A 25360-nucleotide genomic window follows, 5' to 3' on the forward strand; every position below is an offset into this window, starting at 1 on the left:
CGACCTACAATGGTGCTAGGTGTATACCCGCAGCTCGTTGCTCGAACCCCGCGGCTTGTTATCCCCTTCCCTTTGTACAAAAGATCTTTAACTGAATTACTCACAAAGAGGTTAAGAGACGCTGCGCTCATTTAATGATCCAAACAAAAAAGCCATAACTTTCAAACAACTCAGGCTGCTTAAAACTTATGGCTTAGCGCTTAAAACTGACAGCTGACAGCTGACAGCTGACAGCTGACAGCTACACCTTAAACTTATCTATTGCTTTATAAAGTACTCTTGCTTGCTCTGACACTTCTTCGCTGGTTTGTGCGTTAGTGGCGGCGTGGCCGGAGGCGTCTTCGGCAATATCGCGAATACGTACTACGTTTTTATTTACCTCTGAAGCAACTTGGCTTTGCTCCTCAATTGCGGCGGCAATGTGAGTGCTCATTTCCATAATCGTTTGTACATCTTCGGTAATTGAGCCTAACAGTTCACCGGCTTTAGTTGCTTGCGCTGCGCTTTCGCCGCCTTGATTTCTACAGTGCTGCATTATACTTACCACTTCTTGAGTGCGCCCTTGCAAGATAGAAATAATGCTTTCAATCTCTTTTGTTGACTCTTGCGTGCGCTGGGCAAGCGAGCGAACTTCATCGGCCACCACTGCGAAGCCGCGTCCTTGCTCGCCAGCTCGTGCGGCTTCAATTGCCGCGTTTAGGGCTAGTAAGTTTGTTTGCTCGGCAATAGCGCGAATAACGTCAAGTACTGAACCAATTGTTTCGCCGTCTTTTTCGAGCTGCGATACGACCGCTGAGGCATCACCTAGCGAATCAGATAGTTGATTTATTTGTTTAACCGTTGCTTCAACTTCTTGGCGGCCTTGTTGTGCGCTTTGGTTAGTTGATTCAGCTTTTTTAGCTGCGGCTTCAGTATTATGAGAAATGTCCTGAATAGTCGCCTGCATTTCAGTAGCAGCCGTTGCTACCATGTCGGCTTCATGTAACTGCTCTTGCATACCTGAGCTGGTGGCGGCGGTAGTTTCCGATAGATGGTCGGTCGCTATATTTAGCGTGGTTAAAGCGGTATTCACCTCATAAATTAGCTTTTTAAAATCACCCACTAAGCTATTAAAGTCAATGGTCATAGTGGTTACTTCGTCTTTACCTGTGTGCTCTATAGAAAGACGTAAATCATTGTTACGGCGAATATCATTAATAGCATGATAAACCCGCTCAATAGGCACTATAATCGAGCGACTTGTGAAGTACACTAAAAGCATCACTAACAAGCTTGCGATAATAAAAATTATGATCGCCGTCATTTGTGCTTGGGCGGCTGTAGATTCCACTTGCTTTTTAGTTGCTGCGGTAATTTGTGTCACCACGTCATCACTTTTTTTCACACTCGTACGCATTTTACCCAGCGCACCGGAATCTAAATCTAAACCTAGCGCAACTTGTGCATCAACTAATGCTTTGAACTTGCTACTATAGCTGGTGAGTAGACTGAGCAATTCAGACTGCTGATTGGTTGCTAAGTCTTCGTTGCGGATCTGCCTTGTCAGCTGAGCAACCCCCTCTTCAAAACGGTCTAGGTATTTCAGATCAAAGCGCAACATAAAGTCTTTTTCTGAGCGTCTAAGCTGTAACATTAGGCTTAATAAGTGGTAGTTATTTTGCTTATCGAGCAAAGCTTCCATTTGATGAACGGCATCTCGTAGTTCACCATAAAGTGCATCTGTTGGGTGTAAACCTATTTTCTTTTGCAATTTAACAACGTGCTGAAAATCTTCATTATACTGCTCAGCAAGAGTGGCAAATTGCTCTACCTGTGCCGTGGCGATTTCCAGCTCTTGAGAGAGCTCTGTTAACATACTAATTTTATATTTTAGTTGCTCATATTCTTGTGCAAATAACTCTAAACTGCTTTCTTGCTTATAAAACAAAAAGTCTTTTTCGTACTTACGCATAGAGAGCTCATGGATATCGAGTTCTTCTGCATATTGAATCGTTTCATTTAGTTTTAACATTATGCGTGCTTCATAAATAATGACGCACAGCATAACTACCATCGCAAGACCAACTACGAGTGCATTGACTTGTAAACGACGTTTAATAGTCAAATTTTGGAGTAAACCCATTAACAACAGCCTTTAAAGTTATTCATTGTAAATAGTATAGTTAAATAACGGAAAGTTAGCTTACATTATTGCTCTATTTACAAGATGTTTTAAAAACTGAGCTAAATTTAACGTTAGCTTACCGCTGACCACAAGTTTTGGTGCAAATCCTCAGTGCTATGCCACTGCTTTGCCACCAACCAATCAACTAATGGCTGTGGATCACTCGGAAAATTAATTTGTTTTTGCCCGGCACTGTGGATCCAATCATCCAAGGCATTGGGGTTTAAATAATTCATAACGTGTGCAGCTTTCATTGCCAATAATGTTTGTGCGTTGGCATCTTGTTCAAACTGTCCTGATAAGGGTTTTAGTAGCAACTTTTTACCAAGCTTTAATGCTTCACTCGACAGTTCAAATCCTGCATTAGCAATCACACCACTGGCATTTGCTAAATCATTTAAAAAGCCATCTCGGGCTGGAGTTCGCAAATGAATATGCCCACTTGATGCATTGCTAGCTTGGGGGTGATAACAATAAAACTCTTTTTCAGGAAAATCGCGTAAGTAATCAATTACGCTATTGAGATCTTCAAAAGGAAGATACACCAATACTTTATTATCTACATTAACAGGGTTGTTATGGTGATGATGAGCAATAAATGGCGGAATGATATTTTGCGCAAAAGGTTGCCAATGCACCCCTAAATAAATATCTGCAGGAGCATAATATTTAATAAATGAGCGCCGAAGTAAGCTGTGTCCAAACATCGGTACTTTAGGCGATAAAAATGCGGCCTGATGGCTCATGCCAATAACAGGCACTCCTTGGCGCTTTGCCGCCCATGCGGTAATAGGTTCAAAATCGTTAAATACAAAATCATAATCAGATACATCGAGCTGTTTTATATCTCTCAGCAATTTACAAAGCCGAGTATTTTTCACCGTGTGAAAGCTATTTACTTGGCCATTTTTAGTACTAAAGGATAAGCCGCGAAAACTACGATAATTTGCAAACTCATCCATATCGAAGTAGTTTTGCTGGGTTCGTCCTGAGAACACATAGTCAACCTCAACCCCCATTTGCTTGAACGCCTTCGCCATCACGCGCGCCCGGGTAACATGACCATTGCCGGTCCCTTGAATACCATACAATATCTTCATAAAGTCGCCACTAGTAAGATTGCTAATAAACCACAGCTGCTGCCCATCAATGCACCAAGAACGACATCTATAGGGAAATGAACGCCAAGTAAAACCCGAGAGGTAGCAACACATGTAGCCCATAGAAACCACAAACTAATGAGTTCTGGAAAGTACTGAGCTAATACAACGGCAACTAAAAATGCGCCGGCGCTGTGCCCTGATGGCAAGCTAAACTTATCGCTAGGAACAATGTAAGCCCCTTTGATTAAGCAATCACATGGCCGAATTCTGGCAAAACTATTTTTTGCGACATAATAAATTGGTCGCTCGATTAAAAAGCCAAGTAATAAGGTCATTGCTAAAAGGCGTAACTCAGGTTCATTACTTAACCAACCAAAACCAACAGCAATTAACACGTAAAGCCCCCCATCCCCTGTTTTAGAAAAACCTAAGGCAGAATTTCTTAACCAGTTTGGGGCATTACCATTAAACACCATTAAAAATAAGCTTTGATCAAGCTGGGCCATTTTTTTTAGCATGTTGTTCTCATTCATCACTTGCTCCTTTATGGTGTAAACGCTGTACACAATTTCAGCTTAGGTGGTGAAAATAACAATTGAGTGACGCTTTTAAGACACTAATATTGCTTTTACTGTTTTAGCGCAATAATTGTTTAAAAAAAGAACAAAGCGTTGCAATTAAGTCGTTGTTATTGCAATAAAGCAAGGTATACTAAAGTTCAGCTCACGTATCTTCAAAAAGGATAGAAAAATGGATTACAGCACTTCAGATTTATGCGATCACTTTGCCGATGTGGTCGATGTGCTCGAACCTATGTTCATTAACTTTGGTGGTCGTCACAGCTTTAGTGGCCGAATAAAAACCGTAAAGTGTTTTGAAAATAATGAACTGATCCGCGACATACTCTCTCAAGATGGGGACGAGTGTGTGCTATTAATTGACGGCGGTGGCTCGACACGTCGTGCGCTTATTGATATTGAGCTTGCAGAACTCGCCATTGAAAATAACTGGCAAGGTATTATTGTTTATGGGGCCGTTCGCCATGTTGATGAGTTGGAAGAACTTGATTTAGGTATTCAAGCCATCGCTTCGATCCCTGTAGCGGCTGATAGCACTGGTGCTGGCGAAGATGGCATTGGCGTAAACTTTGCGGGTGTATCGTTTTTTGATGATGATTTTATCTACGCCGATAGTACAGGTATTGTGTTATCAGCAGAAGAACTTGAACTGGAAATTGTAGAAGAATAGTCAGTGACAAACCATCTCCATATTTATGACGAAGCGACTGTAAAACCTTGGTGTAGCAGTCGCGCCAATGAAAAAAAAGCATGGCAATCTATCGCTTTGCTCGATACCCATGTAGATCCTCTGCAAGCCATGCAAGATGCCGCACAGTTTGGTATTAAGTATGTGCTAGTAGGGGTGTGCGAAGATATTGGTCCGCGTGCTAATCTAGGCAATGGTGGTGCGGAAGATGGTTGGCAAGCATTCCTTAAACGATTTTTAAATCAACCTGATAACCAATTTTTAGCGAACGAAAAAGTGTTGTTATTAGGTGAAGTCGCAGTGAACGATTTAACCCTTGCGGCACGCGATTTATCAAACCAAGATCCTCAGCAGTTAATCCAATTACGTGAGTTATGTGCTCAACTTGATCAGCGTGTTGAGCAAGTGTTGAGTTTAATTTTTGCCGCAGGTCTTGAGCCTATCGTTATTGGCGGTGGTCATAATAATTGCTTAGGTATTATTCGCGCACTCAGCAAACACAAACAAACTGCGATCAATGCAATTAATTTTGATCCACATGCTGATTTTCGTGATTGCGAAGGTCGCCACAGCGGCAATGGCTTTCGTTATGCTTACAATGAGCAGTGCCTAGCTAATTACCATGTAATTGGCATGCATGAACTAAAAAACAATCAAACGATTATTGACGCTTTAGCAACTGCGCAATTTAATTATGACAGCTACCAAGCACTGCAAGTAAGACGCGAAAAAACTCTCACAGAAGCTTGCCAGCAAGCACTTGCAACGCTAACTCATGCTCCTCTTGGGGTGGAAGTTGATTTAGATAGCATTTCATTAATGCCCGTCAGTGCTTACACAAACTGTGGTTTTAGTGTCAGTGATGCCGAGCATTTTGTGCATTTGGCTGCCAGCCAAATAAACAGCCACTACTTGCATTTATGTGAAGCTGCGCCGAATCAACACCCCAGCGGTATGCAGGCAGGAATGAGCGACGCAGGACAAATAATAACTGCGCTAGTGAATGCTTATTTACAAGCCAGAGAGCAGCTATAACAGCTATTGATGCTCAATTTGCCATTGCTTAAGCCAAGAGATCATGCCAACACTACTCAATGGATGACTAAAGTAATACCCTTGTGCAGCGTAAGTATTTAAGCTTTTCACAAAGTTTAGCTGCTCACGAGTTTCAACCCCTTCGCAAATGACTTTCGCATTTTGCTGATTATGCATATCGACCATACCACTTATCAAACTGCGAACATGGCTTTGTTGACTAAAATCGGCAGTTAATGCCGGGGCTATTTTTACATACTCAACCGCTAAATTTGGCAGTTTAGCTAACCAAATAGGGCTATCGCCAAGACCATCCACACACACTTTAATCCCTATGCTATTTATGCGCGACACCATGGCTTTACCCTGCTCGTCTAGGCTCATAAACAAGTTTAATGGGCACTCAATAATTAAATCACCCGCTTGTAGATTATGCTCAGCAAAGATGCGATCGATAAACTCAATAAATTCTTCATTGAGCATTTCTGAACCAAATAGATTGATACTTAAAGGCATACTAATACCTTCCATTCGCAGTGCCATAGCAAGTTCCGCAGCGCGCTCTATTACAAAGGTCGCTAATGGATAGGCAAGCCCAGCCACACGTATGTCATCTATAAAACGGTTGGCTGATAAGATCCCTTGTCGAGGATGCTGCCAACGTAGCAATAACTCTAAAAACTCAATTTTTTCATGCTGATTACAAATAATCGGCTGGAAATACAATTCAAACTCACTGGTAAAATCTATATTTGCGAGCTCTTGTAAACGGGCTTGCTGTTCTATTTGCTCTATTTTCATTTGTTGATGATAAGCAACCACTTGTTGTTGAGGGTGGCTATCTAACGCGAGAAAAGCGAACGAAATTAGATTATCAAAGCTATTTTCTTGCTCATCACAATCTACAAAACTCGCCCGCGCGCTTACTTTGATGGTGCAGTTAGCTACATTAAAAGGCTTTACTGTCGCCCCTAATATTTGATTGATTAGCTGTTCATGTAAGTGCTTTTGGTGGGCTAAATTACAAATAAAAGCAAAGTTAAGTCCACCTAAATGCGCTAACTTCTGCTCACCCGCTAAGCTAATCACTTCATCAATAAGAAGTAATTGCTTAATACGGTTCGCCGACTGCGCAAGTAATAAGTCACCAAAATCACGACCAATATGCTGATTAACTTGTGCAAACCCTTCTAAACGAAATACCACCAAGGCTGCACGCTGTGGGTTATCTTTACGCCACTGATAATAACGTTGGCGTAACAGTGTAGTGTTAGGTAAATTTAATAACGGCGCAGGTTCCATGTAACTGGCACTACTAAGTTGAGTTGTTTCATCTGCGCTAGTTGTCAGCTCTTCATCAGTAAAATAGCCTGATATCGTTAATACTATGCTCGCCAGTACAATCAAATAAAGTGGTGACCCCAATAATAAATGAGCGGCTAAAAATACGGTAAACACCAAAGCAGAACAGCAACTGATTGTTAGCATCGTCCATTTATCTTGCGAAAATGCCAACCATAAATGTAAGCCGATACTGGCTGCGAAGAATAACTCCAAAAAGTTAAGCTCATTACTTAATACTGCCAGCGCTAGTACGCTATTGATCAAGTAACTCAGACGGAATAACGGCTTTTGAGTAACGCACAAAGCGCAGATCATCGCCATTAAAACAGCACCGGCCAAAAAAACAGGTAATTGTGTGTGGTTAAGTAATGCGCTCCCTGCAGTATGTTCAAGTCCTGTGTTTGTTAATAGCGCAATTAAAAACATCTTTTGAGTACAACATTAATACTGATTAGTTTAGTCTACCCAAAACCCACAAATTTAACAGTTTATTTACGCCTAATTGGTAACTTAATTGCGCAGGGTGGGATATCTGCCAATGTGCTATATCTGCACGCATACCCACTTTCAGTACCCCACGATCAGTTAAACCTAGGGCTTTTGCTGCATTTCTAGTGACGCCTGTTAAGGTTTCTTCTGGTGTTAGCCTAAATAAGGTACAGCCCATATTCATCATTAATTGCAAAGAACACAAGGGTGACGTACCTGGGTTAAAGTCGGTTGAGATGGCCATGGGCACATTATATTGCTTTAATAATGCAATTGGCGGCTGCTTAGTTTCACGTAAAAAATAAAATGCACCGGGTAGTAAAACCGCGACAGTACCTGCCGCTGCCATAGCTTTTACACCCTCTTCATCTAGATGCTCAATATGATCCGCCGATAAACCATTAAACTCAGCAACTAGCTGCGCGCCCTGTTGATTTGATAATTGTTCTGCGTGGCATTTAACAGGTAGACCGTGCTTAGTGGCCGCATCAAACACACGACGAGTTTGTGCAGGACTAAAACCGACATTTTCACAAAATACATCCACTGCGTCGGCTAAATTACCCGCAACGACTTGCGTTAACATGTCATTGCACACTAACTCAATATATTCATCACTGCGGTCTTTATATTCTGGTGGGAGTGCATGAGCACCCAAAAAAGTGGTTTTTACATCAACAGGGTGATTTTCACCCAGTAATCGCGCCACTTCGAGAATTTTCACTTCACTTTCGCAATCGAGTCCATAACCCGATTTAATTTCAACAGTCGTAACACCTTCAGCATAAAGTGCATTTAAACGATCTTTCGCTAATACAAATAATGTTTCATGATCAGCTGCGCGAGTGGCGCTGACTGTACTTGCGATACCGCCGCCCTGTGCGGCAATTTGCTCATAACTTACACCTTGCAAACGCTGTTCAAATTCTTCAGCGCGGGAGCCGGCAAACACTAAGTGGGTATGACAATCTATTAAACCAGGCGTGAGCCACTGCCCTTTTGCCGAAATGATTGGCGTTGCCAATGCATCAAACTGTGGTAACTCGCTTTGCTTACCAAGCCAAGCTATGTGACCATCCTTAATTGCCAACGCGGCATTTTCAATAGCCCCGTAAGGTGCAGCAATACTGCTATCCATAGTGGCAATATTGGCATCAGTGATCAATAAGTCCCACTCCTCACCGTGGTTATTTACAGTTAGATTTGTCATAGCAGCCCCTAAAAAATGTTTTCATCAGTTTAACAAGCTATCTTGTATATACAAGATAAATGTGCCATCTTATAGCCTGTATTTCATTAAAATAACGCAGTGGCTCTGTACATGACGACACCTAAGTTCGCGCAAATAAAACAGTTTATTGTTGATAATATTCGCTCAGGCGCGTGGCTTGAAAACCAACGAGTGCCTTCTGAAAACGAGTTAGCCGAACAATTTAGTGTTAGCCGCATGACTGCACGCCGAGCATTAAGCGAATTAACCGAAGCCGGCATCCTTACTCGTAGCCAAGGCTTAGGGACGTTTGTCGCCAGTTTCAAATCACAGTCATCATTACTTGAAATTAAAAATATAGCGGATGAAGTGAAAGCCCGAAATGGCAATTACAGTTGTACGGTATTAGTACTTGAATCAATCAATGCCGTGGCACCGATTGCCATTGCCCTTGGTGTTGAAGTAGACAGTGTAGTATTTCGCAGTGTGCTGGTGCACAACGAAAACGATCAACCACTGCAAGTGGAGGAGCGCTTTGTTAACCCCGCGCTAGCACAAAGCTACTTACAGCAAGATTTTACCACGTTGACACCGCATGAGTATTTATCAAGTGTGGCTCCGCTGACCGAAGCACGCCACACAGTTGAAGCAATTATGCCCAATAGTGAAATGTGCCAGTGGTTAAACTTATACCATGAAGAACCTTGTTTGCAGGTGATCCGCCGCACCTGGTCATCCGCAGGCATAGTAAGCTTTGCTCGTTTAGTGTCCCCTGGTAGTAAATACCGCTTAGGTGGCCATTTAACATTTAAAAAGCAACATTAAAAGATCATTAATATCAAAATGATGCGCTTAACAGCGTATTTTTTGTAACTAACAAGCTTGTATATACAACAGGAGCACTCCATGAACAATAGACTTGACGAATCGCGTGTGATCCGCGCGCCACATGGCGATAAGATAAGCGCTAAAAGCTGGCTCACCGAAGCGGCTAAGCGTATGTTAATGAATAACTTAGATCCTGAGGTTGCAGAGCACCCACATGCCCTCGTTGTATATGGTGGCATTGGTCGTGCAGCCCGTGATTGGCCTTGTTTTGATAAAATCATCGAAACCCTTGATAGACTCGAAGACGACGAAACGCTACTCGTGCAATCGGGTAAACCTGTTGGGGTATTTAAGACTCATAGCAATGCACCACGGGTATTAATTGCGAACTCAAACTTAGTACCACACTGGGCTAATTGGGAGCATTTTAATGAGCTAGATAAACTGGGCTTGATGATGTACGGGCAAATGACCGCAGGCTCTTGGATCTATATCGGCTCACAAGGCATAGTACAAGGTACTTACGAAACCTTTGTCGCCATGGCAAAACAACACTTTAACGGTGATGCTACTGGTAAATGGGTATTAACCGGTGGTTTAGGCGGTATGGGTGGCGCGCAACCACTTGCAGCAACCATGGCAGGTTTTAGCGCCTTAGTTGTCGAATGTGATGAAACCCGTATCGATTTTAGAATTAAAACCCGCTATGTAGACGTTAAAGCGACCAATTTAGATCATGCCCTAGAGCTTATCAACAATGCATGCGCTAAAGGTGAAGCGCTATCGGTTGGTTTACTTGGTAACGCCGCCGATGTATTTAGTGAACTAGTTAAACGTAAAATTACCCCAGACGTTGTAACCGATCAAACATCAGCGCACGATCCGCTTAATGGCTACTTACCACAAGGTTGGAGCATGGATCATGCTGCTAAAATGCGTGAACAAGATCCACAAGCCGTAGTGAAAGCTGCAAAACAATCTATGGCAGTACAAGTCACTGCGATGTTAGCCCTACAACAAGCTGGCGCTGCGACAACTGATTATGGCAATAACATTCGCCAAATGGCGTTTGAAGAAGGTGTAAGTAATGCCTTTGATTTTCCAGGTTTTGTACCCGCTTATATTCGCCCATTATTTTGTGAAGGCATCGGTCCGTTCCGTTGGGTAGCCCTATCTGGCGATCCTGAGGATATTTATAAAACTGATGCTAAAGTTAAAGAGCTTATTCCTGATGATAAGCATTTGCACAACTGGCTTGATATGGCTCGTGAACGTATTCAGTTCCAAGGTTTACCAGCGCGTATTTGTTGGGTTGGCTTAAAAGACCGCGCCCGCCTAGCACTGGCGTTTAACGAGATGGTTAAAAATGGCGAATTAAAAGCACCAATCGTGATTGGCCGTGACCATTTAGATTCAGGTTCAGTTGCCAGCCCTAACCGTGAAACCGAAGCAATGAAAGACGGTTCAGATGCCGTTTCTGATTGGCCATTATTAAACGCCTTACTGAATACTGCCGGCGGTGCGACGTGGGTTTCACTGCATCATGGTGGTGGCGTAGGGATGGGCTTTAGCCAACACTCTGGTGTGGTGATTGTTGCCGATGGTACAGATGAAGCTGCCGCACGCGTTGGTCGCGTGCTATGGAACGACCCTGCTACCGGCGTAATGCGCCATGCTGATGCAGGTTACGATATTGCAATTAATTGCGCAAACGAGCAAGGTCTCGACTTACCTATGTTGAATAAGGAATAACCATGTTTGAATATACTCTCACACCCGGCCAGCTCGATTTGGCAACACTGCGTAAAATTAATCTTTCGCCAGTTAAGTTAACGCTTGCTAAAGACAGCGACATCAAGATCGCCGCAAGCGCACAAACGGTGCAAGATGTGATTGATCAGCAGCGTACAGTGTACGGAATTAACACTGGTTTTGGCTTACTGGCTAATACTAAAATTGCCGAGCATGAACTGGAACTACTACAGCGCTCTATTGTGCTTTCTCATGCAGCAGGTATTGGCGAATACATGGATGACAGCACGGTACGTTTGATGATGGTGCTCAAAATCAATTCTTTATCTCGTGGTTTTTCCGGTATTCGCTTAAAAGTTATTGAGTTTTTTATGCAATTACTTGAAGCCGAAGTTTACCCTTGTGTGCCTAAGAAAGGCTCGGTGGGTGCATCGGGCGATTTAGCACCGTTATCACACATGTGTTTACCACTATTGGGTGAAGGCGAAATGCGTCATCAAGGTAAATTAATCAGCGCTGCCCAAGGCCTAGTAATTGCCAAGCTTGAACCGCTAACACTTGCCGCTAAAGAAGGCTTAGCTTTGTTAAACGGCACTCAAGCTTCTACTGCATTTGCTCTGCAAGGCTTATTCCGCGCCGAAGACTTATATGCACAAAGCTGTGCTATTGGTTCAATCAGCATTGAAGCGGCTATGGGTAGTCGCTCACCATTTGATGCGCGTATTCATGATATACGTGGTCAACGCGGGCAAATAGATACCGCAGCCATCTTCCGTGAACTGCTTGGTGCACAATCGCAGATCAGCGAAGCCCATGTTGATTGTGAAAAAGTACAAGATCCATACTGCTTACGTTGTCAGCCACAAGTGCTTGGAGCCTGCTTAACACAAATTCGCCAAGCCGCAGAGGTGTTATTGTGTGAGTCAAATGGTGTTACAGATAACCCATTAGTTTTTGCAGATGTCGGTGATATTATCTCTGGTGGTAACTTCCATGCCGAGCCAGTTGCAATGGCAGCCGATAACTTAGCGTTAGCGATTGCCGAAATTGGCGCCCTTGCGGAGCGTCGAATTGCCCTATTGATTGATTCAAATCTATCAAAACTGCCACCGTTTTTAGTTGAAAATGGTGGGGTTAATTCGGGCTTTATGATTGCGCAAGTAACAGCGGCAGCACTGGCATCTGAAAATAAATCACTGGCGCACCCTGCGTCGGTAGATAGCCTACCAACGTCAGCAAACCAAGAAGACCATGTTTCAATGGCAACCTTTGCAGCGCGTCGTCTTGGTGAAATGGCCAATAACACCCAAGGTGTATTAGCCATTGAATGGCTTGCCTCCGCGCAAGGGTTGGAATTTAGAAAACCATTAACAGCTTCTGTAAAAGTAGAGCAAGCTAAAGCTATCTTGCGTGAAAAGGTCAGTTACTACGATAAGGACCGTTATTTTGGCCCTGATATCGAAGCTGCCAATACGTTATTGCAACAGGGTAAACTATGTAACTTGTTGCCTACGGGCATTTTACCTTCGTTTTAAATAGCAAATTGATAATTAAAACCTAACGCTTCAATAGCCGAACCATCGATGATGCGTTCGGCTATTTTGTCACTAATAAAGGTGGGCGCTTGCGTACCATACTGCTGACACTTCTGCTGATAATAATCCGCTTTAGTTGGATGCGCGGGATTCACAACATTGTATATTGGCGCTGCCACTTGCCAGTTATCCAGCACCGTAAGTACCGCATTAATTACATCTTGCTGCTGCACCATATTAACGGTTTGTCGACTCGAGCCACGTAATTCTTTACCCGCCACAAACCTACCTGGTTCGCGATCAGGACCAATTAAACCACCTAATCGAAGTACCTTTCCCCCCGCATTTAACACTAATTGCTCTGCATCAATTAGTGGCTGTTGACGTGCAGTGCTTGCTTTAACCTCACTTTGCTCTGTATAGATTGCATTATCTTGATCGTAGACCGCTGTTGATGAGCATAAGAGAAACCCTTTTGCCTTCATTGACTCAGCAAGCTCAATGGCCAGCGTCAGAGTTTCTAAATAGTGGCTGTCTGCGTGTCGGCTACGAGGCGGTATTGCACATACCCACCACGCATTATGTAAATCAAGTTGATGAGTTAGCTTATTGTCTAGCAATACTAGCTGCCGTTGAAAAGCATGTTGGTGTACATTGCTGCGGTGCGTACCTTGTACGTCCCAACCTTTAGCCTGCTGTTGTAAACACAAGGGCTGACCCAGCCAACCTGCACCTAATACAATTAACTGGTCTTTATTTGTACCCATTACGTAACATCACCCTTACAATTTTATAAAATTTCATTAATTTGTCTTATCAGATACCATAGCACTACGTATCAAGATATGGTTAGATAAGAGTGCTTACTCTACTAAATAACAAGAATGTGTGCACTTATGCTTAAAAATCTATCATTGCGAAAAAAAATACTATTACTGATCGGTGGCACTATAAGTGTCTTATTACTGATTGCCTCTGCGTACTTTGTTAATCACATTGCCGCTTTGTCTCGACAAAGTATCGAGCGTGAAGCCCACAGCTACTTGCAAAGCGAACAACTATCAATGCAAAGCTATTTTGCTCAGTACGGAAAAGTAGTAGCCACTTTTGTCAATAATCCGCATTTAGTAAACTGGTTTGATAATTGGGAAAAACGTGACCAAACCTTACAAGGTGCACCTGGATATGATGAAATAAACCAAGACTTTGTGCGCATTAGTAGTAAAGACGAAAATATTTTATCCGCCTTTTTTGCATCAGCAAAAACCGGCGAATACTTTAAAGAAAATGAGCGAACCACTCATTACAATAACGAGCCCTATTATGCGTATAAACGCGGCTGGTGGAAAGATGCATTAAAACTAAACCGCTTATATGTAGGGCCAATTTCTGTTGATTTAACAACAGGCAATGCCTCAGCCGTCGTACAACAACCTGTTTATGATCAACAAGGTGAACTCATTGGTTTTGGTGGTGTTGATTTACAACTCAATAAAATCAATAAAATGGTTGAAGATATTCGCTTTAACGGCCAAGGCTTTGGCTTTTTACTCGACGGCGATCAAAAAGTGGTGCACTTATCAAATCGTACCAACCACAAGTTATCGATTACCGATGAAGGCCCTAACGGTAAAGAAGGGCTAGAAGTACTAGAAAAACAGTTTAACAACACTCAAGGGTTTGCTGAACTTAACCAGCTGATGAAAAATAACATAACAGGCGATGCTAGTGTTACTTTGCAGGGCCAAGCGTATTTTGTGGTGTATCACCGTCTGCAATTAGAGCATCCTTATGTAAATTGGTATGTGGGAATTTTAGTACCGCGCAGCTTAATTGATGAACCAGTCAATGATGCGGTAATGACTACCACCACCTCGGTGGTTATTATTTTGCTGATCATCATTGCCATGATCATCTGGGCCACACAAATGATCTCAAAGCCTATCATCACCCTAACCCATATTATGCGCGATATTGCATCAGGGGATGGCGATTTAACCCAAACTATTACCATAGATAGTAAAGATGAGGTTGGCCAACTAGCTCATCATATGAATACCTTTATTGATAAGCTACGTGTGATGATGTTAGACACCGCACAACAAGCAAAACAATTAACCAATGCCGCAGCGCAGTTAAATTTAGTTTCACAAAAAACTAATGACGAAATCCAACAAGAGAAACAACAAGTCGACAGTGTAAGTGCTGCAGTAACTGAAATGGCCACCACCGTGATGGAGATTTCTCGCAATGCCCAACACACCAATAATGCCGCTGAAGAAGTACAACACATCTCTGTTGATGGAGCAAAACGTTCGCAAAATGCACAAAGCGTAATGACTGCATTAGCAGAACATATCGGTGAGGCGTCCAAGGTTGTGGCTGGTTTAGAGCAAGAAAGTAGTAATATTGGCGCCGTTGTTGATGTGATCAACTCAATTGCCGAGCAAACGAACCTCCTGGCACTTAATGCCGCTATAGAAGCTGCTCGTGCCGGTGAGCAAGGTCGTGGCTTTGCTGTGGTTGCCGATGAGGTTCGCTCCTTAGCGAGCCGCACCCAAGAATCTACTGATGATATTCGCAATATGATTTCACGCTTACAGCAAATTGCGCAGCAAGCATCCACTATGATGCAGCAAGGACAAGAACGCGCGCAAAGCTCAGTTACGCAAACACAAGAAGTGCTTGACGCCCTACAGAACATTGCCGATTCCGTCACTAAAGTACAAGATCAAAGTCATCATATTGCCACTTCAACTGAGCAACAAACAGTGGTAGCAGAAGATATCAATAACAGCTTAGCGGCGATTAATAACTTAGTAAATAATACCGCTGATCATGCTCTTGAACTTGCTGATGAAGCTCGGGAGCTGAATGATTTGGCAGCATCCCTTAATAAAACTGTCAATCAATTTAAGCTTTAATCCCTTTTTAAACTACTAACAAAGAGTGCTCTCGCAGCACTCTTTTTTGTTGTAGATCAATACTCAGCCAAGTTGATTTTTTTATAATGACGCAAACTTTATTAAAGGCGCGCGTGATGATTAATTTACCAAAGTGGGATCAAGACTTAATAAACAAATACAATATTTCGGGGCCAAGATACACCTCTTATCCAACCGCCTTGTCGTTTAGTGATGGCTACCAGCAGCATGATTTGATTAAGGCTATCAACTCATCATCAACCAACAGCCTCTCTGTCTATATTCATATCCCCTTTTGTAGCCAGCTTTGCTATTACTGCGGCTGCAATAAAGTGATCACCCGCCATCAATCAAAAGCAGATCTCTACCTCGATTATTTAGAGCAAGAGATCATCGCGCAAGCAGCGCTATTTACCAGTTACCAAGTAGAGCAATTACATTTAGGCGGGGGCACGCCAACCTTTTTAACTGCGGCGCAAATGGCGCGTTTAATTGGCATACTCGAACAGCATTTTAACTTTGCTCATGATGCTGAACGCGGAATTGAAATTGATCCCCGCTCGCTTGCCGATGATATGTTAAAACACTTACGCTTTTTAGGCTTTAATCGTGTGTCATTTGGTATTCAAGACTTCAATGATGAGGTTCAACTTGCGGTTAATCGCCCGCAAAGTGCTGATGCAGTAAAAAGCTTGATCAGTGAAGCACGTGAGCTTGGCTTCAAGTCAATCAATGCAGATATGATATATGGCCTGCCTTTACAAACACCTCAGAGCTTTAAAGAAACCATAGAGCAGCTTATTGAGCTGAGCCCTGATCGTGTCTCTGTGTTTAACTATGCGCATTTACCTGAGCGCTTTGCCGCACAACGAAAAATTAAAGACGCCGATTTACCCAGCGCTCACGATAAACTCTCCATGTTTAAAAATACCCTGGAGCAAATGAGTGAAGCAGGATATCAATTCATTGGTATGGATCATTTTGCCAAAACCAGCAATGAATTAGCCGTGGCACAAAATAGCCAACAATTGCATCGTAACTTTCAAGGTTACACCACGCATGGTGACTGCGATTTACTCGGGTTGGGTGTGTCATCGATTTCGCAAATTGGCACCGCTATTTTACAAAATCAAAAACAGCTAAAACAGTATTACCACGCGATAGAAACTCAACACGGCAGTGCAATTACTAAAGGCATGCAACTAGATAGTGATGACCTAATACGCGCTGAAGTAATCAAACAACTGATCTGTCATTTTCAGCTGGATATGAAAAGTATTGCAGATAAGTACCAACTCGACTTCGCAGACTACTTTGCCAGCTCCCTCAGCGCCCTTGAGCCATTAATTGCTGATGGTATGGTTGTTATCAATGAAAAATTGATCACCGTCACTGCGCGCGGTAATTTGTTTATTCGTATCATTTGCATGTGCTTTGATACTTACTTGCAGCAACACATTAAAAACACCCGCTTTTCACGGGTGATTTAGTTACCACGCACAAAAAAGCAGACCTAGGTCTGCTTTTGCTTTATGTGTTATCACAAATCTAATTAAAAACCACATTCTCGCTGCCTGGCGCTGCTTTGAAATCTTCAAGGATTTTCTCACAATCAGCTTTGATTGCCTCGGCATTACTTTCTTCAGCACGCCAGCGCACAGTATCCTGTTTAAATATTTCTTTTTTAGAATATTTTTTACGCGCATCATGAGTTGGCATTTCTTTTACGACTTCATACATTGCGAATATGCCCGGATAACGTTTTGATAAATCATCATCGTCTGCAAAGCTATATTGCGACATTAGCACCCATATACGCAAGCATCCTTCAGAGTACTCACACTGCTCTTGATGCATTGCGCGAGCGATTAGATGAATGCTATCAGCCAGCTTTGCATTGCGTTCTAAACGCGATTGAGCGAGCTTGGCTTGTTGCTTTGCTTGCTCTTTCGCTATTAGCTTTTTTTGCGCACTGAGCTTATACAGTAATTGGCCAGCATAAAATGCCAGCCCTGCAATGATCACAGCACCAACACACAGAGCTAAGATCAGCATATTCATTATTTATCATCCTCGTCATCATCTAACCACTCGTTGGCTAAATCGTTCGACAAATAATGATCAAAATCGCTATTGCCTTCGTCACTGAACTGTTCGTCAGCAAAGTCATCTGCATCGTCTTCAATGCCAAGCAATTCACATAACTCTTGATGACGTGCAATACGGCTATTAAAGTATTTAGCATCTTTACCAGTTAACATTTGGCCACTTTCATGCAGCTCAACCAGTTTTAATAAACGCTCATCGTTCTCTAGCGCTTCAAGTTCTTGCTCTGGTGAAAGCTCAGGTTGTACGACTTTTTTCAGTTCAACTTGTGGCTTTAAGTTACGTTTAAGTTCAATAACCGGCTCAGGCGCAACAGCAATCAAAGGAATTGGCTTTTTGCTGCCAACACGCTTGTCTTTATTTTGCTGATTGGTTTTGCTTTCTGGTTGCAAAGTCTCAATCGAATTACGTGACCCTGGTTTAGCACCTTTGGTTTTTTTAACGCGTTGCTCTTTTAACGCACGCATTTCTTTAAGCTTATCTTGGCTTAAACGAACCGGACCGTTAGACGGGATTTTACGTGACTTTTTCTTTCTGCTCATATCTTGATCATCTCACTTAAGAGGTTTTGCACAACGCGCGTTTTTGGCGTTGCAATGCTGGCCTTGCCAGAAGAATTCGGTTTGTGCGGATTGAGGTTGGGTAACTCGACTACTAGCGCACTTTCTAAACGGTGGCTATTGTAACAGGACAAATAAAAAGGCGGTAGAGAAAACATCTCTACCGCCTGCTAATCTGAGCGACCATTTAACTGGACACTTCTCCCTTCGACTTTTTAGTCTTTATTATTGTTATTATTTTACTTATCCATATTGTTATTATTTTTACCTTCCGTGTAACATTCCATTTTATTGTTATTTTAAACTTCCATGAGATTTTATTATTCTCGGTCTTCATTGACTCTTTTTTAATATTCCCTTGGTGACATCAACCGATGCCTATCCCCGATAATCGTGTCACACTACTTTCCGTGTAGTTTAATCCATTTTGTTCTTATTGTTTCAGCGACAGGGGTTAATTTACGCATTAATAATTTTGTTACAACTAATTTATATAACTTTTCTTACACAACATAAATTGCAACATTGTGAAAACATTAAATTACAACAAGTTATAATAAAAACAAAAATAAAAATAAGATTTAGCTTACAGCTTGGTATGGTCAATGTCTTACAAGAAAGAGGGAAATATCAACTAGAACACGGGTACAAAAAAAGCAGCGTACGCTGCTTTTTGTAACTAATGTAGAGTTTAGTCTTAAAAATAAAACTAAACCATACTACTTTAGTGTAGACCGCCTAGGTACTTCGAAAGCACTTCGATATCTTTGTCTGTTAGCTTTTTAGCAATATCTTGCATCATGCCATTTAAATCATTATTGCGTGTACCATCACGGAATTTTTCAAGTTGTGACTTGATGTATTCAGGATGTTGAAAAGAGATCTTTGGAAATTTAGCTAATGATGAACCATTACCACGAGGGCCATGACATGCTGCACATGCTGGAATACCACGCTCTGCATCACCGGCTTTATAAAGCATGGCGCCAACTTCAACTACATCTTTAGGGGTTGCACCTTCAGACATATTTAGTGACGAAAAATAAGCCGCCACGTCTTTCATGTCTTGATCGCTTAATGGCATTGCCATTGCGCTCATGACAGGGTCCATACGACCTTCTTTACCACCTGAAGTCATGCCTGATTTCAAATCGACAAGTTGCTTATAAATGTAATCTGCGTGCTGGCCTGCAAGTTTTGGGTAGATATTAACCGGCGCGTTACCGTCTGGGCCGTGACAAGCCGCACACGTTGCTGATTTTTCTTTACCTGCGTTTACATCGCCATCAAATGCTGTTGCGTTGCTTGCTGACAACGCACCAAGCAATATAGTTAAAGATAGTGCTATTTTTTTCATGGTGAATTCTCTGTTTCCGACCCTGTATCATCTACAATATGGATGTTGTGATTTATATATTCTACACGATAATAAATTCTCTGGCACGTTTTCTACTCATATTAAACTTATAAATTATAGGGTTTTGACCTAGATTAAGCTTTAGAGCTATCATTTTTGCTTATTTTAGGCTGCTATCTTAGTCCAAATCAGCTTTTTAATACGCCAGTAATAGTATAAAATGCACCGCTTAAGTGAACTTTAATAAGAAAGTTTACTCGCTGTAATACTTAAATTAAGTTTCTAGGAGAGCCTGTGCTCAAATCTCGTATCAAATATAACACTGCGTCGTTCGTAACCAGCGCCCCAGATATCACTAAATTACCTACTGATACGGGAATTGAAGTTGCCTTTGCTGGCCGCTCTAATGCTGGTAAATCAAGCGCCCTTAATGCCTTAACAGATCAAAAGTTAGCACGTACCAGTAAAACCCCAGGTCGCACCCAGTTGATCAATACTTTTGAATTAGCTGATGTTGATAATATGCGACTAATCGATTTACCTGGCTATGGGTTTGCTAAGGTACCAATCGAAATGAAAAAGAAATGGCAAAAATCACTTGGTGAATACCTGCAAAAGCGTCAAAGCTTAAAAGGTATTGTAGTACTGATGGATATTCGCCACCCTCTAAAAGATTTAGACCGTGATTTAATTAACTGGGCAACTAGCAGTGAAATTCCGGTGCTAGCGCTATTAACTAAAGCAGACAAACTAAAGCAAGGTGCACGTAAAGCACAAGTTTTGCAAGTTCGTCGCGAATTAAGCACATTAGAGGGTGACATTACCGTACATGCATTTTCATCGTTAAAAGGCACTGGATTACCTGAAGTTGCAAAAAAATTAGATGAGTGGTTTTTAGGACCGATCGTTGCAACCCCGCCAGCTGATGCAGAACCAACAACAGATACTGACGCGTAATTACATCGATAAGTAAAAGCGTTGACCCGCAGATTGAATGAAATAGCCTTGCTGATCAGTATCGGCTATTTCAGCCCACTGATAAAACACACTTCTAGAAACTCGCGCGCTACAACCATTCGGTAATTGGATATATGGCACAACTTGCCCTTGATAGTGCTGTACTACAATAGGTTGTGATGGTGTAATTAACCAAGTTCTCGCTAAATTATCGGTACAACACAACACTTGACCTTGCTTCGTCATTTCAAAGCACCAATCAACCACAATAAAAGGTGCATCACGTACTGTGATAGCTATTTTTTCGACCGGTGTTTTTAAATAATATGCTCCCTGCTCCTTACAAAGCACAGCAGCAAATAGCTTAACCATGGCCAGGCGATTAATTTTACTTCCTGCGTAAAACCAGTCACCTTGTTCATTGATTTCAATTGGCAACTCACCACAATGTACTGGCTGCCAATCATCAAAAGGCTTGCCTGGTTGCTCAAGCAATTTGGCAAGCTCAGGCAAACTTTGCATTATCTATCTTTATTTAACGTTAATGAAAAGTCTACTGGAATAGCGGTTGCAATTGATGGTAAGCCCGCTAATTTTTGCAGCTCGGCAATCCCTTCTGTTACAGCAAAATCACTCGCATTGATGATAATAGGGCTAAGCGATGAGATGGTGATATCACCCATTGGCGACATATTTGCTAACACATCAAATTTAATTGTTTTTTTATTACCATGAAAATCTAGTTCGGCACTAATCCCCTTTAATAGGTGCTGCCCTGGTGCGATTGCTTGTAAGCGCTTAGTTAAATCAGCAGTGATAATTGCTTTAGGAAACTTAGCAGTTTCAAATAACAAGTTGGTCATGCGCTCATTACGAATTGGGATCATCGTTTCAACAGATGCCAAATCAATTTCGACTTTAAACTGACCTTGATCAGATAAGCCACCCGAGACCGATTTAAAGTAATGTGCCTCAGCAATACTATTTGATTTGATCGAGATAAAGCTCACTTTGCTTTGATCATTATTAACATGCCACGCCGCATTCGCAAGTGGTGCCAAAAGTAGACTAGATAGGGACAAAGTGGCGACAGCCATAGTTTTAAACATAACGCATTCCTTTAATAATGAGAATTATATTGATGTTAGCACTGATAGAGTGAAGTGCAATGGCGAGATAAAAAAAACAACCCAGTAAATTAATACTGGGTTGGTATAGCAAACTGGGGAGAAGCTATCAATACGTTGCACCCTTGCGAGTGCATCATCAACAGGATGTCCTACAGGATGAGGACGCGAGGACTTTACCAAACTAATAGTGAGAAATAAACTAAATACAGGTACAAACTAGCAGAATTGATAAACAAATAACGAATCCTACAAATAATATTTTTTTTTAACGCATAATTAACAGCAGCGAGTTAAAAATAAAAAAGCGCCAGAAGGCGCTTTTATAGTCGTCGGCTCAATTAATGAGCTTGTTCCCAGTTGTCACCACTATCGGCTTCAACAACCAAGGGGACATCGAGTTTTGCCGCATCTGACATTAACTGACAAATCTCAGCTGTATATTGCTCTACACAGTCTGTTTTGATTTCAAATACCAATTCATCGTGTACTTGCATTAGTAACTTAACGGTACTTGGTGCCTGTTCATACACCCATTTATTTACCGTTAGCATGGCCTTTTTAATAATATCGGCGGCTGTGCCTTGCATCGGTGCGTTGATTGCAGCACGCTCCGCTCCTTTACGACGCGCACCATTACGGGCGTTGATCTCAGGTAAGTGTAAACGTCGGCCAAAAATAGTTTCAACGTAGCCATTTTCAGCTGCTTTTTCACGGGTTGATTCCATATACTCAAGCACTCCTGGGAAGCGCTCAAAATACTTATCAATATAATGCTGTGCTTCATGGCGTGGTACATCAAGTTGACGCGCGAGGCCAAATGCCGACATACCATAAATTAAACCAAAGTTAACCGCTTTGGCTTTTCGGCGCATATCAGTCGTCACCTCTTCTAGCGTAACACCAAATACCTCTGCAGCAGTAGCACTGTGTACATCAAGGCCATTAGCAAACGCATTGAGCAAACCTTTATCTTGCGATAAGTGCGCCATGATCCGTAGTTCAATTTGACTGTAATCGGCTGCCACTATTTTGTAGCCATCCGCTGCGATAAAAGCTTCACGAATGCGGCGTCCTTCTTCTGAACGAATTGGGATATTTTGTAAGTTAGGATCAGTAGAACTTAAGCGTCCCGTTGCTGTAACCGCTTGATGGTAAGAGGTATGCACACGGTTAGTTTGCTCATTGACCATTAACGGCAGTTTATCGGTGTAAGTCGATTTAAGCTTAGATAAACCACGATGCTCAATGATCACTTTCGGTAATGGGTAATCATGAGCGAGCTCTTGCAGCACTTCTTCAGCGGTAGATGGCGCACCTTTCGGGGTTTTTTTAATAACCGGTAGTTCAAGTTTTTCAAACAACAACACTTGTAGCTGCTTTGGTGAACTTAAATTAAACGGTTCGCCAGCTATGTCAAAAGCTTCTTTTTCCAGCTCAATAAGTCGCTCACCTAAACGTTGGCTATGCGCTGCTAACATTTTACTATCAATTGCGACACCGGTACGTTCAATATCTGAAATAACACTCAGCAGCGGTAGCTCAATCTCTTCAAACACTGATTTAAGCTTTTCATCAGCCGCTATTTTTGGCCATAACACCTCATGCAAGCGCAGAGTAATATCCGCATCTTCAGCGGCATACGGCGCGGCTTTTTCAAGTTCAATTTGGTTAAAGGTTAGCTGTTTCTTGCCTTTACCAGCAATCTCTTCAAAGCTAATATTTTTATGACCTAAGTATTTAAGTGCTAATGAATCCATATCATGACGCGTGCCTACGCTATTAAATACGTAAGATTCAAGCATGGTATCGAACTTTATACCTTTGAGCTCAAAGCCAGCATTGGCTAATACGCTTTTATCGTATTTAAGGTTTTGCCCTACTTTCGCTTTATTTTCATCTGCTAGAATTGGCCCTAGCTTAGCCATTACCGTCTCTAAGCTTAACTGCTCTGGCGCACCTGGGTAATCATGGGCTATAGGTAAATACACCGCTTCACCAGCTTTTACTGCAAAGCTCATCCCAACAAGTTTGGCTTGCATGTAATCAAGGCTAGTCGTCTCGGTATCAAACGCAAAAAGTTCAGCCTTATTCAGTTGCTCAACTAAGGTATCTAATTGTGCCTGTGTGAGAATGGTTTCATAGTGAGCGTCTGCAACTTGAGGTAGTTCATTCGCTTCACTTGGCACAGCCAAATGGGTATCGGCATCTTTTGGATTATCCAGTAATTCAGCCAACCAACGACGGAATTCACATTCGCCATATAAGGCAATTAATTCATCACGATTAGGCTCTTGCAGTTTGAAAGTGTCTAGATCAGATTCAACCTCAACGTCGCATTTGATCGTAGCCAGTTCATAACTTAGTGGTAAATGATCAACAGCGGCAGCCAGTTTCTCACCGATCTTCCCCTTGATCTCCCCAGCATGTTCAAGCACACCTTGTAATGAGCCATATTTTTGCAACCACTTAACCGCTGTTTTAGGGCCGCAGCCATCTACACCAGGAATGTTATCGACTTTATCGCCCATTAACGCCAAGTAGTCGATAATGAGCTCAGGGCCAACCCCAAACTTTTCAAGCACCGTTTCAGGATCTGAAATACTATCAGTCATAGTATTGATCAAAGTGACATGCTCATTAACTAACTGAGCCATATCTTTATCGCCAGTTGAAATCAATACATGACGCTGTTGCTCTGAGGCAATGCGCGCAAATGTGCCAATCACATCATCGGCTTCTACACCTTCGATGCTAATAAGCGGAAAACCCATCGCTTTAATAATCTTATGTAGTGGTGCTATTTGCGTACGTAAGTCATCAGGCATCGGTGGGCGATTGGCCTTGTATTCACTGTACATATCATTACGAAACGTTTTCCCTTTAGCATCAAAAACCACCACCATATGACTGGGATCGTACTGCTTGATCAAACTTTTCATCATATTAACTACGCCATAAATAGCGCCTGTAGCCTCACCTTTTGAGTTAGTTAAATGTGGTGGTGAATGATATGCACGAAATAAATATGATGAGCCATCAACTAAAATAAGTGGATTTTCAGGGATCTGAGCCATGGTGTAATTGGATCCTAAATGAGAGAAAACGAAATAATTATAAGCATGCCATAAGGGCACACATAAAACGACTGCCAATTAAACTTTGTTTAAGCAAGCAAATAAGAGCAAGCTGTGGATAACTATGTAGATAACACCCACAAAGGATTCCTCCAAAGTAGTTAAAACTACCTAGAAAAACAGTAAGCGTTTGTTTTATTTAAAAAAGATAATGCGAGGTTCTTTTTTTATTATTTTTATAGCAATGTGGAAAAGCATTTTATCGCTTCCCTTCATTGTGCTTTTTGGTACAACTAATAACGGTTAATTCATCCCTTGTAAATAACCGGACGAGCATTCTATCACAATGGATCAAAGATCATAGTGATCCTTTATAATTTTTTCCTCTTACTCATCTTTTAAAAAAGCATATAGCACGTTTTTACTCATCCTCAGATGAATTAAAAAAGTAAAAATAATCTTTAATCGATCATCTGCAAGATCATAAAATGATCTTACAAAGGTCACGACGAACACTAAAAAGCCA

General features: G+C 42.0%; 20 protein-coding genes. 8 read left to right on the forward strand and 12 right to left on the reverse strand.

Features of this window, described 5'->3' with window-relative positions:
• Window positions 1–241: 241 nt before the first annotated feature.
• The 3 genes from CWB85_RS17235 to CWB85_RS17245 all read right to left on the reverse strand — a co-directional run bounded on the left by CWB85_RS17235 (window position 242) and on the right by CWB85_RS17245 (window position 3800).
• Window positions 242–2122, reverse strand: a complete 1881-nt coding sequence (locus CWB85_RS17235) for a methyl-accepting chemotaxis protein (RefSeq protein WP_138555543.1) — start codon at window positions 2120–2122, stop codon at window positions 242–244.
• Window positions 2123–2235: 113 nt separating this feature from the next.
• The gene (locus tag CWB85_RS17240; RefSeq protein WP_016709551.1) at window positions 2236–3264 is read right to left on the reverse strand and encodes an MJ1255/VC2487 family glycosyltransferase; all 1029 of its coding nucleotides are present in this window, start codon (window positions 3262–3264) and stop codon (window positions 2236–2238) included.
• Window positions 3261–3800 (reverse strand): phosphatase PAP2 family protein, encoded by a 540-nt coding sequence (locus CWB85_RS17245; RefSeq protein WP_016709552.1) that lies wholly within the window; start codon window positions 3798–3800, stop codon window positions 3261–3263. The genes CWB85_RS17240 and CWB85_RS17245 overlap by 4 nt, the downstream gene beginning before the upstream one ends.
• Before the next feature lie 217 nt (window positions 3801–4017).
• Here CWB85_RS17245 and rraA point away from each other — a divergent pair, with 217 nt between their 5' ends.
• Entirely contained in the window at window positions 4018–4515 is a 498-nt protein-coding gene (gene rraA / locus CWB85_RS17250; RefSeq protein ID WP_016709553.1) for a ribonuclease E activity regulator RraA, read from the forward strand.
• Between the two features lie 3 nt (window positions 4516–4518).
• Window positions 4519–5568: a formimidoylglutamase gene (locus tag CWB85_RS17255; protein ID WP_138555544.1), complete on the forward strand. Its 1050-nt coding sequence runs from the start codon at window positions 4519–4521 to the stop codon at window positions 5566–5568.
• A 3-nt stretch (window positions 5569–5571) separates the two neighbouring features.
• Here the strand turns inward: CWB85_RS17255 and CWB85_RS17260 are convergent, their stop codons facing one another.
• Complete coding sequence (locus tag CWB85_RS17260; protein ID WP_050901596.1) at window positions 5572–7233, reverse strand: GGDEF domain-containing phosphodiesterase; 1662 nt, start codon at window positions 7231–7233, stop codon at window positions 5572–5574.
• A gap of 130 nt (window positions 7234–7363) precedes the next feature.
• Window positions 7364–8611 (reverse strand): imidazolonepropionase, encoded by a 1248-nt coding sequence (gene hutI, locus CWB85_RS17265; RefSeq protein ID WP_138555545.1) that lies wholly within the window; start codon window positions 8609–8611, stop codon window positions 7364–7366.
• Between the two features lie 111 nt (window positions 8612–8722).
• On the opposite strand from hutI, the gene hutC reads away from it, so the two are divergent.
• The 3 genes from hutC to hutH all read left to right on the forward strand — a co-directional run bounded on the left by hutC (window position 8723) and on the right by hutH (window position 12726).
• Complete coding sequence (hutC, locus tag CWB85_RS17270; RefSeq protein ID WP_016709558.1) at window positions 8723–9436, forward strand: histidine utilization transcriptional repressor HutC; 714 nt, start codon at window positions 8723–8725, stop codon at window positions 9434–9436.
• Between the two features lie 81 nt (window positions 9437–9517).
• Window positions 9518–11191, forward strand: a complete 1674-nt coding sequence (hutU, locus tag CWB85_RS17275) for a urocanate hydratase (RefSeq protein ID WP_138555546.1) — start codon at window positions 9518–9520, stop codon at window positions 11189–11191.
• A gap of 2 nt (window positions 11192–11193) precedes the next feature.
• Window positions 11194–12726, forward strand: coding sequence for a histidine ammonia-lyase (gene hutH, locus CWB85_RS17280; RefSeq protein ID WP_138555547.1), 1533 nt, complete (start codon window positions 11194–11196; stop codon window positions 12724–12726).
• On the opposite strand, the gene CWB85_RS17285 is transcribed toward hutH, so the two are convergent.
• On the reverse strand, window positions 12723–13493 hold the full coding sequence (locus CWB85_RS17285) for a Rossmann-fold NAD(P)-binding domain-containing protein (RefSeq protein WP_138555548.1): 771 nt from the start codon (window positions 13491–13493) through the stop codon (window positions 12723–12725). The genes hutH and CWB85_RS17285 overlap by 4 nt on opposite strands.
• A 129-nt stretch (window positions 13494–13622) precedes the next feature.
• Between CWB85_RS17285 and CWB85_RS17290 the strand changes: the two genes are divergently transcribed.
• Both CWB85_RS17290 and hemN read left to right on the forward strand, forming a co-directional pair.
• Window positions 13623–15650, forward strand: coding sequence for a methyl-accepting chemotaxis protein (locus CWB85_RS17290; RefSeq protein ID WP_029216208.1), 2028 nt, complete (start codon window positions 13623–13625; stop codon window positions 15648–15650).
• A 116-nt stretch (window positions 15651–15766) separates the two neighbouring features.
• A complete protein-coding gene (gene hemN / locus CWB85_RS17295) occupies window positions 15767–17140 on the forward strand; it encodes an oxygen-independent coproporphyrinogen III oxidase (protein WP_138555549.1) in 1374 nt (457 codons plus the stop codon).
• Between the two features lie 58 nt (window positions 17141–17198).
• On the opposite strand, the gene CWB85_RS17300 is transcribed toward hemN, so the two are convergent.
• From CWB85_RS17300 to CWB85_RS17310, 3 genes are all read right to left on the reverse strand, one after another.
• Window positions 17199–17711 carry a DUF2489 domain-containing protein gene (locus CWB85_RS17300; RefSeq protein ID WP_016709564.1) on the reverse strand — a complete coding sequence of 171 codons (513 nt, stop codon included), beginning with the start codon at window positions 17709–17711 and terminating at the stop codon, window positions 17199–17201.
• Window positions 17711–18298 (reverse strand): Der GTPase-activating protein YihI, encoded by a 588-nt coding sequence (yihI, locus tag CWB85_RS17305; RefSeq protein ID WP_016709565.1) that lies wholly within the window; start codon window positions 18296–18298, stop codon window positions 17711–17713. The genes CWB85_RS17300 and yihI overlap by 1 nt, the downstream gene beginning before the upstream one ends.
• Window positions 18299–19040: 742 nt before the next feature.
• On the reverse strand, window positions 19041–19673 hold the full coding sequence (locus CWB85_RS17310) for a c-type cytochrome (RefSeq protein ID WP_016709567.1): 633 nt from the start codon (window positions 19671–19673) through the stop codon (window positions 19041–19043).
• Window positions 19674–19967: 294 nt separating this feature from the next.
• On the opposite strand from CWB85_RS17310, the gene yihA reads away from it, so the two are divergent.
• The gene (gene yihA / locus CWB85_RS17315) at window positions 19968–20630 is read left to right on the forward strand and encodes a ribosome biogenesis GTP-binding protein YihA/YsxC (RefSeq protein ID WP_016709568.1); all 663 of its coding nucleotides are present in this window, start codon (window positions 19968–19970) and stop codon (window positions 20628–20630) included.
• Here yihA and CWB85_RS17320 read toward each other — a convergent pair whose 3' ends face one another.
• The 3 genes from CWB85_RS17320 to polA all read right to left on the reverse strand — a co-directional run bounded on the left by CWB85_RS17320 (window position 20631) and on the right by polA (window position 24834).
• Window positions 20631–21152 carry a DUF1285 domain-containing protein gene (locus CWB85_RS17320; RefSeq protein WP_016709569.1) on the reverse strand — a complete coding sequence of 174 codons (522 nt, stop codon included), beginning with the start codon at window positions 21150–21152 and terminating at the stop codon, window positions 20631–20633.
• A complete protein-coding gene (locus CWB85_RS17325; protein WP_016709570.1) occupies window positions 21152–21739 on the reverse strand; it encodes a YceI family protein in 588 nt (195 codons plus the stop codon). The genes CWB85_RS17320 and CWB85_RS17325 overlap by 1 nt, the downstream gene beginning before the upstream one ends.
• Before the next feature lie 359 nt (window positions 21740–22098).
• A complete protein-coding gene (gene polA / locus CWB85_RS17330) occupies window positions 22099–24834 on the reverse strand; it encodes a DNA polymerase I (RefSeq protein ID WP_138555550.1) in 2736 nt (911 codons plus the stop codon).
• Between the last annotated feature and the right edge of the window lie 526 nt (window positions 24835–25360).

This window comes from Pseudoalteromonas sp. S1727 (assembly GCF_005886375.1).
Classification (GTDB): domain Bacteria; phylum Pseudomonadota; class Gammaproteobacteria; order Enterobacterales; family Alteromonadaceae; genus Pseudoalteromonas; species Pseudoalteromonas haloplanktis.

Bases quoted from the DNA above. Each gene is read 5' to 3' on its own strand.
- CWB85_RS17320 (WP_016709569.1), bottom strand. From the start codon at position 21,152: ATGCAAAGTTTGCCTGAGCTTGCCAAATTGCTTGAGCAACCAGGCAAG.
- hemN (WP_138555549.1), top strand. From the start codon at position 15,767: ATGATTAATTTACCAAAGTGGGATCAAGACTTAATAAACAAATACAAT.
- CWB85_RS17285 (WP_138555548.1), bottom strand. From the start codon at position 13,493: ATGGGTACAAATAAAGACCAGTTAATTGTATTAGGTGCAGGTTGGCTG.
- CWB85_RS17245 (WP_016709552.1), bottom strand. From the start codon at position 3,800: ATGAATGAGAACAACATGCTAAAAAAAATGGCCCAGCTTGATCAAAGC.
- polA (WP_138555550.1), bottom strand. From the start codon at position 24,834: ATGGCTCAGATCCCTGAAAATCCACTTATTTTAGTTGATGGCTCATCA.
- hutC (WP_016709558.1), top strand. From the start codon at position 8,723: ATGACGACACCTAAGTTCGCGCAAATAAAACAGTTTATTGTTGATAAT.
- CWB85_RS17235 (WP_138555543.1), bottom strand. From the start codon at position 2,122: ATGGGTTTACTCCAAAATTTGACTATTAAACGTCGTTTACAAGTCAAT.
- hutH (WP_138555547.1), top strand. From the start codon at position 11,194: ATGTTTGAATATACTCTCACACCCGGCCAGCTCGATTTGGCAACACTG.
- yihI (WP_016709565.1), bottom strand. From the start codon at position 18,298: ATGAGCAGAAAGAAAAAGTCACGTAAAATCCCGTCTAACGGTCCGGTT.
- CWB85_RS17290 (WP_029216208.1), top strand. From the start codon at position 13,623: ATGCTTAAAAATCTATCATTGCGAAAAAAAATACTATTACTGATCGGT.
- CWB85_RS17310 (WP_016709567.1), bottom strand. From the start codon at position 19,673: ATGAAAAAAATAGCACTATCTTTAACTATATTGCTTGGTGCGTTGTCA.
- CWB85_RS17325 (WP_016709570.1), bottom strand. From the start codon at position 21,739: ATGTTTAAAACTATGGCTGTCGCCACTTTGTCCCTATCTAGTCTACTT.
- hutU (WP_138555546.1), top strand. From the start codon at position 9,518: ATGAACAATAGACTTGACGAATCGCGTGTGATCCGCGCGCCACATGGC.
- hutI (WP_138555545.1), bottom strand. From the start codon at position 8,611: ATGACAAATCTAACTGTAAATAACCACGGTGAGGAGTGGGACTTATTG.
- CWB85_RS17300 (WP_016709564.1), bottom strand. From the start codon at position 17,711: ATGAATATGCTGATCTTAGCTCTGTGTGTTGGTGCTGTGATCATTGCA.
- rraA (WP_016709553.1), top strand. From the start codon at position 4,018: ATGGATTACAGCACTTCAGATTTATGCGATCACTTTGCCGATGTGGTC.
- CWB85_RS17260 (WP_050901596.1), bottom strand. From the start codon at position 7,233: ATGGCGATGATCTGCGCTTTGTGCGTTACTCAAAAGCCGTTATTCCGT.
- CWB85_RS17240 (WP_016709551.1), bottom strand. From the start codon at position 3,264: ATGAAGATATTGTATGGTATTCAAGGGACCGGCAATGGTCATGTTACC.